Source organism: Blautia sp. ZXY-1-B12, from assembly GCF_056339915.1.
This window is the reverse complement of sequence record NZ_JBWJVP010000229.1, coordinates 44,038-51,642: the sequence shown is the minus strand read 5'-3', so window position 1 is coordinate 51,642 and position 7,605 is coordinate 44,038. Positions and strand designations below refer to the sequence as shown.

General features: G+C 41.2%; 7 protein-coding genes and 1 riboswitch. Of the genes, 4 read left to right on the top strand and 3 right to left on the bottom strand.

What is annotated here, in order from left to right; all coding sequences use genetic code 11:
- Nucleotides 1-82: 82 nt before the first annotated feature.
- Nucleotides 83-487, bottom strand: coding sequence for an IS200/IS605 family transposase (gene tnpA, locus AC075L_RS15960; RefSeq protein WP_055054026.1), 405 nt, complete (start codon nucleotides 485-487; stop codon nucleotides 83-85).
- An 84-nt stretch (nucleotides 488-571) separates the two neighbouring features.
- On the opposite strand from tnpA, the gene AC075L_RS15955 reads away from it, so the two are divergent.
- On the top strand, nucleotides 572-1,711 hold the full coding sequence (locus AC075L_RS15955) for an RNA-guided endonuclease TnpB family protein (protein WP_118569508.1): 1,140 nt from the start codon (nucleotides 572-574) through the stop codon (nucleotides 1,709-1,711).
- Nucleotides 1,712-1,809: 98 nt separating this feature from the next.
- Here the strand turns inward: AC075L_RS15955 and AC075L_RS15950 are convergent, their stop codons facing one another.
- The gene (locus AC075L_RS15950) at nucleotides 1,810-2,163 is read right to left on the bottom strand and encodes an RNA polymerase sigma factor (RefSeq protein WP_476387896.1); all 354 of its coding nucleotides are present in this window, start codon (nucleotides 2,161-2,163) and stop codon (nucleotides 1,810-1,812) included.
- Nucleotides 2,164-2,636: 473 nt separating this feature from the next.
- Here AC075L_RS15950 and AC075L_RS15945 point away from each other — a divergent pair, with 473 nt between their 5' ends.
- Nucleotides 2,637-3,788: an alanyl-tRNA editing protein gene (locus tag AC075L_RS15945; RefSeq protein WP_476387895.1), complete on the top strand. Its 1,152-nt coding sequence runs from the start codon at nucleotides 2,637-2,639 to the stop codon at nucleotides 3,786-3,788.
- 153 nt (nucleotides 3,789-3,941) lie between these two features.
- Nucleotides 3,942-4,820: an amidohydrolase family protein gene (locus AC075L_RS15940; RefSeq protein ID WP_173679690.1), complete on the top strand. Its 879-nt coding sequence runs from the start codon at nucleotides 3,942-3,944 to the stop codon at nucleotides 4,818-4,820.
- A gap of 183 nt (nucleotides 4,821-5,003) precedes the next feature.
- Here AC075L_RS15940 and AC075L_RS15935 read toward each other — a convergent pair whose 3' ends face one another.
- Complete coding sequence (locus tag AC075L_RS15935) at nucleotides 5,004-6,182, bottom strand: hypothetical protein (protein WP_008707014.1); 1,179 nt, start codon at nucleotides 6,180-6,182, stop codon at nucleotides 5,004-5,006.
- A 537-nt stretch (nucleotides 6,183-6,719) separates the two neighbouring features.
- Nucleotides 6,720-6,824: riboswitch (THF riboswitch) on the top strand.
- 86 nt (nucleotides 6,825-6,910) lie between these two features.
- Here AC075L_RS15935 and AC075L_RS15930 point away from each other — a divergent pair.
- Nucleotides 6,911-7,471, top strand: coding sequence for a folate family ECF transporter S component (locus AC075L_RS15930; RefSeq protein WP_118571672.1), 561 nt, complete (start codon nucleotides 6,911-6,913; stop codon nucleotides 7,469-7,471).
- Nucleotides 7,472-7,605 lie beyond the last annotated feature (134 nt).

Genomic DNA, 7,605 nt, shown 5'->3' with positions numbered 1-7,605 from the left:
TCATAAATAAATCCTTTCGTTTGTCATGGGCGGAAACCCACTGCCTTTAGGCGGTGGGAGGAGCCTTGTAAATTGTTATCTATTATCCTTGACTCTCAATATATTTTTGTATAGTTGCTGATGACACTTCTCCAATGCTGCAAGCAAAATAACCATCTGACCAAAATATTTTTTTCTTCCAATACTGTTTTGATAAGACCGAATTATACTTTTGCCATAAGTAGTATGTTGTTTCCTGCTTTACAATTTTAACAATGTCGCATACTCTATCCGTTGCATCATAACTTAACAAAAAATGTATATGGTCTTTGTCTGTTTCCATAGCAATTATTTCGTAGCCACGAGTATTAGCTATATCGAGAATCTTTTGTTTCACATCATCAGCAATAGAGCCTTGTAGTAGTTGTTTGCGGTATTTGGTTACAAGAACTATATGTACTTTCAGACTGTATTTTCGTCTGTTATGACGATAATATCTATTATCCATAAATCACCTCTGATAGTTATTGACGTTCACTAAATATTAGTATACACTATTGCTAGTGAAGTATCAATGAGAGGAATAAATTTTATGGAACAGATAACTATAACTGCAAAAGTTCAGATAGTTGCAACTGATACAGATAAAGTTTTGCTTAATAAAACAATGTCTGTTTATTGTGATGCCTGTAATTATGTTTCAGATTATGTATTCCGCACACATGACCTAAAGCAGTTCTCACTCAATAAAATTTTGTACTCTACTCTAAGAGAAAAGTTCAGTCTCAAATCACAAATGGCGCAGTCTGTTTTTAAAACGGTTATCGCAAGATATAAGACCATTCTTGAAAATCAGAATGAATGGATAAAACCATCTTTTAAAAAACCTCAGTACGACCTGGTTTGGAACAGAGATTATTCTTTAACTCAAAACTGCTTTTCCGTTAATACGCTTAATGGTCGTGTGAAACTTCCTTATTTTGCTGAGGGTATGTCTAAGTATTTTAACCATTCTATTTACAAGTTTGGTACTGCCAAACTTGTAAATAAACATGGTAAATACTATCTGCATATACCAGTTACCTATGAGGTTGAAGAAAGTAATATTTCTGATATTTGTAATGTTGTAGGTATTGACAGAGGTATTAACTTTGTTATTGCAACTTATGACAGTAAACATAAGTCTGGATTTGTTAGTGGTAAAGCTATTAAACAGAAACGGGCTAATTATTCCAGGCTTCGTAAAGAACTTCAAATGCGACATACGCCATCCTCAAGGCGAAGACTAAAAGCTATCGGTCAGCGAGAAAACCGTTGGATGCAGGATATTAACCATCAGGTATCGAAGGCACTCGCCACCGGTAATCCAAAGCATACTCTCTTTGTATTAGAAGATTTGACTGGTATTCGCAATGTTACAGAACGTGTCAAAACAAAAAACCGCTATGTTTCTGTATCATGGTCTTTTTATGACCTTGAGCAGAAGCTGATTTACAAAGCGAAGCAGAATCAATCTTCTGTAATAAAGGTGGATCCTCGTTATACCAGTCAATGCTGTCCTGCTTGTGGACATACTGAAAAGTCTAATCGTAATAAGAAAATACATTTGTTTACTTGCAAAAACTGCGGTTATACGTCTAATGATGACCGTATTGGAGCTATGAATCTGTATCGTATGGGAATAAACTATCTTGCTGATAGCCAAGTACCTAATACAGTTGTAACAGAGTAAACTCTGCTACAAAGGGTGCTGTCAACCACCCAATGATGTAACGCCACTTTAGGCAGCAATGCCTATTGGGGATAAAAGGTCGGAGGCGTAAGCCGTTACTACGACTGGGCAGTTACAAGCCCATTACCTTTAGGTGATGGGTAGTTGACATATTCATCTTCGGGAGAGGATTGCCTGTCCGGAATCTGGGAAAAGTAGGTGTCTTCTGTTGGAATACTTCGCCGCCCGGCTGCTTTCAGATAATCCAGACACTTTCGGACAGCGATCTTACTTAACCAGGCTTTCTCATAATTACCATCAAAGCGGGAAAGGTTCTTATAGGCAGACAGAAAGACTTCCTGAGTGAGATCTTCGGCATCAAATGGATTACCGACAGATTTCAGGCAGATCGAATATATTAAGTTCTGGTATTGCTTAATCAGATATTCCAGATATTGCTTTTCTGTGATCATTACTGTCTCCTTTTCCCTGTTCATTTAATTATAACGCAGGAGGTGGGGGAATGGATTCAGATATTGGAAATTTTGAGAAAAAAGGGACGCGCAGAAAAATAGTTTGTTTTGTGTGCGGTTTCGGACACTAAGATATTCTAAGCTGCCAAAAATCTGCTAAAAGCATGAGAAAAATGCCACAAACTCGCCGCATGGCGGCTCAGACAGTGTGTCATTTTTCTCATAACGCAGATTTTTGCCAGCTAAGAATATCTAAGTATCCTGCAAATGCACACAAAACAAACTATTTTTCTGCGCTGGTTATTGGCTGTTTTGATTAACGGATTTTTTATAGAAAATATCTCTGAGTGACGGTCTTGCGAAGCCTTTTGATTTGGTCTATACTTGATTGCAATGAAATAAAATATGGCATTTATATTTATTATAGAAGATAATGCGGGGCAATATGACAGATTAACAAGGAGAGACAGATCATGACAGAAACAAGACGTTTATACTATGAAGATGTATATAAAAAAGAATTCACCGCAACCGTAGTAGAGTGCAGAGAGCAAAAGAAAGGTTATGCGGTCATTGTGGATGAGAGTGCTTTTTATCCGGAGGGCGGCGGTCAGCCAAGTGATGTGGGAACACTGGGGGATGCAAAGGTGACAGAGGTTCATGAGAAAGATGGAGAATTACTTCATTATACTGATAAGGCTCTGGAAGTGGGTGCGAAGGTTGAGGGAAAGATTGACTGGGCGCGCCGTTTTGACCTGATGCAGCAGCATTCCGGTGAGCATATGGTCAGCGGTATTATCCATGAGAAGTATGGTTATGATAATGTAGGTTTCCATATGGGAAGCGATGTGATCACTGTAGATTTGAATGGTATGCTGGATGACTCGCAGCTTGCAGAAATTGAGCGGGAAGTGAATGAGAGAGTGTGGGAGGATAGGGAAGTTGTAATCACTTATCCTGATGCTGAGGAACTGAAGACTATTGATTACAGAAGTAAGAAAGAATTGACAGGACAGGTTCGTATCGTGACGTTTCCGGGAGTAGACGTATGCGCCTGCTGTGGAACCCATGTGACACATACAGGTGAGATTGGAATGGTGAAGCTTCTCTCTGTAGTGAAATTCCATGATGGTATCCGTATGGAGATGATCTGCGGTAAACGTGTTCTGGATTATCTGAATATGGTGAATGAGCAGAATCATCAGATTTCCATGAAGCTTTCTGCAAAGATGGACAGAACAGCAGATGCAGTACAGCGTCTTCAGGATGAGAATTTCCGTATGAAAGGCCAGGTTGCCCGTATGGAAGAAGAGATGTTTAGGGCAGAGGCTAAGAAATGGGAAGGTGCAGGAAGTGTCCTGATCTTTAAAGAAGGTCTGGAAGCAGATTCTGTACGTAAACTTGCGGATGCAGTGATGAATACCTGTGAGGGCTGCTGTGCAGTATTTTCCAGAAATGAAGATGGAAGCTATAAGTATGCCATGGGCGAGATTGACGGAGATTTACGGCAGTATACAAAGGAAATGAATGCTGCATTAAACGGAAGAGGCGGCGGAAAGCCATTCTTTGTCCAGGGGTCTGTGCAGGCAACAGAAGACGAAATCCGAAATTTTTTTGAAAAATAAAAAATTGTAGATAAAAGATTATAGATAAAAGATTAAGTAAAACTGCGGAGTGGTTATTGAGCATAGAGTTGCATAGCGAAGCGGATGAGTTTATCCGTCTGACTCTATGTTTTGAATTAAGAAAGCAGCAGGGAAGAGGAAGAGAAACGGGAAATGTTTGGAGAATGTCATGCGCATATTATTATGGATGGTGTGAATTACCGCCATGCAGTTGAGGTGCATAAAAATGGACCGGACGACAAGATAATAAGAGAGCATCTGAAAGCATACCAGGAACGGGGAATTGTTTTTGTACGTGATGGCGGTGATGCGCTGGGTGTTTCTGCGAGAGCGAAAGAGCTTGCACCAGAGTATGGAATAGATTACAGAACTCCGATATTTGCCATTCACAAAGAAGGGCATTATGGTTCTATTGTGGGAAATGGTTTTGCCACAATGGTGGAATTTCATAAGCGTGTTTTGGAGGCGAAACAGGCAGGGGCAGATTTTATTAAGATCATGACTACCGGGATTCTGGATTTTAATGAACATGGAGCGATTACCGGAACACCTCTGGATGGGTCAGAGGTAAAGGAAATGGTACATATTGCACATGAGGAAGGTATGGCTGTCATGTCCCATACCAACGGAGATTACGGAGTACAGGCAGCGGTGGCTGCCGGAGTGGACAGTCTGGAGCATGGAAACTATATGAATGAAGAAAGCCTTGCCATGCTGGCAGAGAGCGATACAGTCTGGGTTCCGACTCTGGTTACAGTGAGAAATCTTCTGGGAGACGGGCGTTATGATGATGAGACTCTGAAACCGATCATAGAATCCGCAGAAGAGAATATCAGAAAAGCATTCCGGCTGGGAATAAAAACAGCCCCCGGAAGTGATGCGGGAGCTTACAGAGTTCTTCATGGAAAAGGAATCCGGGATGAAGTTCAGTCCTTTGCAGAAATCCTGGGAAATCAGGATACTGCATACCGCTGGCTTGCGGAAGGTGAAGCGGAAATCAAGAAGAAATTTACGGTTACTGTTCACTGGTGATATCCCGCGAGGTGTTTTGTGTGAGCGAAGGTCACAGAAAACCCGAGACATACCGCGCGAATTTATGCGATTAGCATAAATTAAGTTTGTGAAGCAAACGATACTCCTTGGGCATTGCACAAGGAGGTTCATATTTCCTGCATCGCGAAGCGTGTTGCTGAGAACGGAGTGAACAGTAACAATTTACGCATCCTGTACCTTAATTGCTGTATAAATATTAGAAGATTTTGATTTGGATGGATGGAAGGTAACACACACATAGTCGCCGTATTCCATGCCGCCTGCAGTGAGATCCTGCGCGTTTTCTGTACGGAAGGTATCTATGGCACCGTCATCTGTCTGTACAGTGATGGTGTTGGCAGTACTTCCAATGATCGTGCCGGTTACTGTAAAGGAAATATGTTTGTCATTAATGGTATCAGGATCCTCACCTGTCACAGCAATAATACGGACTTCTTCCAGGGATGTTGTTTCCAGATCTCCGATATAAGTAACATTAACATGAGATCCCGGGGCAATTCCTCCCTTGAAGTAAGCGGGAATTGCTGACATATCCAGATTAAAGGAGGTGTCACTTCCGGCAGGAAGAATCCGGAGGATATTCAGATTTACTCCCTGTACAGTTGCCAGCAGCTGTTTTTCTTTATTTTCTATCTGCTCCGGTGTCTGTGTGAGTTTTGGATCCGGAGTTGGGGTAGGATCCGGTATTTCCAGATCTTTCAGATCAGAAATACTCAGTACTTTCAGGTGACTGGCATTTAAGGATACGGAAGAATCATTGGAGGTATCCGGGAATTTTCCCTTGAATGTAAGGTAAACCCAGTCACCGGCTTTGATTCCATTCTGATAATATTGTTTTGTTCCTGTGATCGGATAGGTGGCTGTTTTTCCTTTCTTTGATTTTATTGTGATGGTATTGGAAGTCAGGGAAATGACCTGCCCATGCGCAGTGCGCTTTTTCAGCTTATTTTTTTTATGAAATTCATCTACAACCTTCAGAACATGTACACTGCCTGTGTCAGTACCGGAAAGCTGACCTTCGTAAATGATACTGATTTCATCGCCGGTGATCATGCCGCCTTTACATTCCAGGGTGGCATTGGAAACATTAAATACATAGGAGGCACTGTCCGTGTTCAGAATAAGCTGGCTTCCTGAAAAATCCTGCAGGGTACCGGAAAGTTCATCCATATAGATACGGTCTTTTGTTTCGGTTTCAGTTGTGGTGTCAGATGAAGAAGTAAGTTCCCGGACGGATGTGTCTCCGGTGGATGTGAATTGTTCCAGTATGGTTTCAGGGCTGCATCCGGCAAAAGAAAAGCTAAGGCCGGCACAGACACATGCAGCAAGCAGTTTTTTCATAATACAGACAGGACCTCCGATAAATCATTCGTTTGAACATGATTCCTGCCGTATGCAATAATTATTTACAGGGAGGGATATTGCTTTCCGGCGGTTCGGGGATAAAATCAAAAATTTTCCGGTAGCTTTCCCATTCGTCATTGTCTTTGGCAGGAGTGCATATCAGGCCGGTACATTCCGTACAGGCGTTGGTATTCAGGTAATTATCATAACATATATTATAAGGATTTTGGCAGTTATTTTTACATATTTCTGACATTTTTTACCTCCATGATTATAGCAGACCGAGGCGGGATATCTGTATTCATGTAATTTCTCATTTCTGAAGATGCCGGACTGCTGCATAATGTTATAGTATTAGTATATGCGGCTGTTTTATTCATAGACTTACGAGTGTTTGCAGCAATATTCTCAAGTAAAAAAAGCAGACCATTCGTATAGAATGAACAAAAAACAGCATTCAAATTTGTGAAAATAATAACGGAAAATATATTGCAATTTCTATGGATTGTGTTATAATTTCGATAAATAAATAATAGCGAAGTAGGATTTTATGCGTCAAGTGTTCACAGGCTGGGGAGTCGCCGTGAAACGAAAAGCAGAAAGCGTGCTGCTTACGATATAATTTCCGCACCCGTTGCTACATATGAGAGCATCTCATAATGTGGAGGGATTATTATTTATGTAACTACTCTATTTTTTAAACACATTATGGAGGTGTTTTTATTATGCAGAAAAAACAATATTGGAACGTAAAAACATTGGTGTTCATGGCTCTTCTGATCGCCATGCATCTGGTACTCACACGAGTTCTGGTCATTGATCTTGGTGCGTACCGTATTTCTGTGGGAAGTGTATGTACAATCCTTGCAGGTCTGTGGCTGGGACCGGTGGCAGGCGGTGTCTGTGGATTATGTGCAGATATTATCGGGTGCTTTATGAAAGGCTATGCTGTAAATCCGTTTATCACAGTTGCAGCAATCCTCTGGGGTGTGCTTCCTGCCCTTGCAAAACCATTATTTGCAAACAGAAAGAAAACAGGAAAGACAGTTGGTATCTGCGTATCTATCGTGGTAACTGCAGTTCTCAGCTCTTTGGTTCTTACAACAGCAGGACTTGTGATCATGCTTGGATATAACTTCTATGCGATCATGCCCGGAAGACTGGTACAGTTTGTAATTATGATCCCGATTTACTGTGTATTAACATGTCTGCTGTATTTCAGTCCGCTGACAGCAATGGTGGTAGGTAATACATCACCTGCAGTGCTGAAAAACAAAACAGTATAATTGAGTTACTGTTCACACACCACTATTCCGCGAGGTGTTTTGGCATGAATATGCCAAAATCCCGAGACATACAAGCCAAAATTCCATTGCCGCAGGCAATCTGGAATGAATTTTGGCTACGTTACTGTGAACGG

What these genes read in the sequence shown, in the direction of transcription:
- tnpA (WP_055054026.1), bottom strand. Translation starts at nt 487, where the DNA reads ATGGATAATAGATATTATCGTCATAACAGACGAAAATACAGTCTGAAA.
- AC075L_RS15955 (WP_118569508.1), top strand. Translation starts at nt 572, where the DNA reads ATGGAACAGATAACTATAACTGCAAAAGTTCAGATAGTTGCAACTGAT.
- AC075L_RS15950 (WP_476387896.1), bottom strand. Translation starts at nt 2,163, where the DNA reads ATGATCACAGAAAAGCAATATCTGGAATATCTGATTAAGCAATACCAG.
- AC075L_RS15945 (WP_476387895.1), top strand. Translation starts at nt 2,637, where the DNA reads ATGACAGAAACAAGACGTTTATACTATGAAGATGTATATAAAAAAGAA.
- AC075L_RS15940 (WP_173679690.1), top strand. Translation starts at nt 3,942, where the DNA reads ATGTTTGGAGAATGTCATGCGCATATTATTATGGATGGTGTGAATTAC.
- AC075L_RS15935 (WP_008707014.1), bottom strand. Translation starts at nt 6,182, where the DNA reads ATGAAAAAACTGCTTGCTGCATGTGTCTGTGCCGGCCTTAGCTTTTCT.
- AC075L_RS15930 (WP_118571672.1), top strand. Translation starts at nt 6,911, where the DNA reads ATGCAGAAAAAACAATATTGGAACGTAAAAACATTGGTGTTCATGGCT.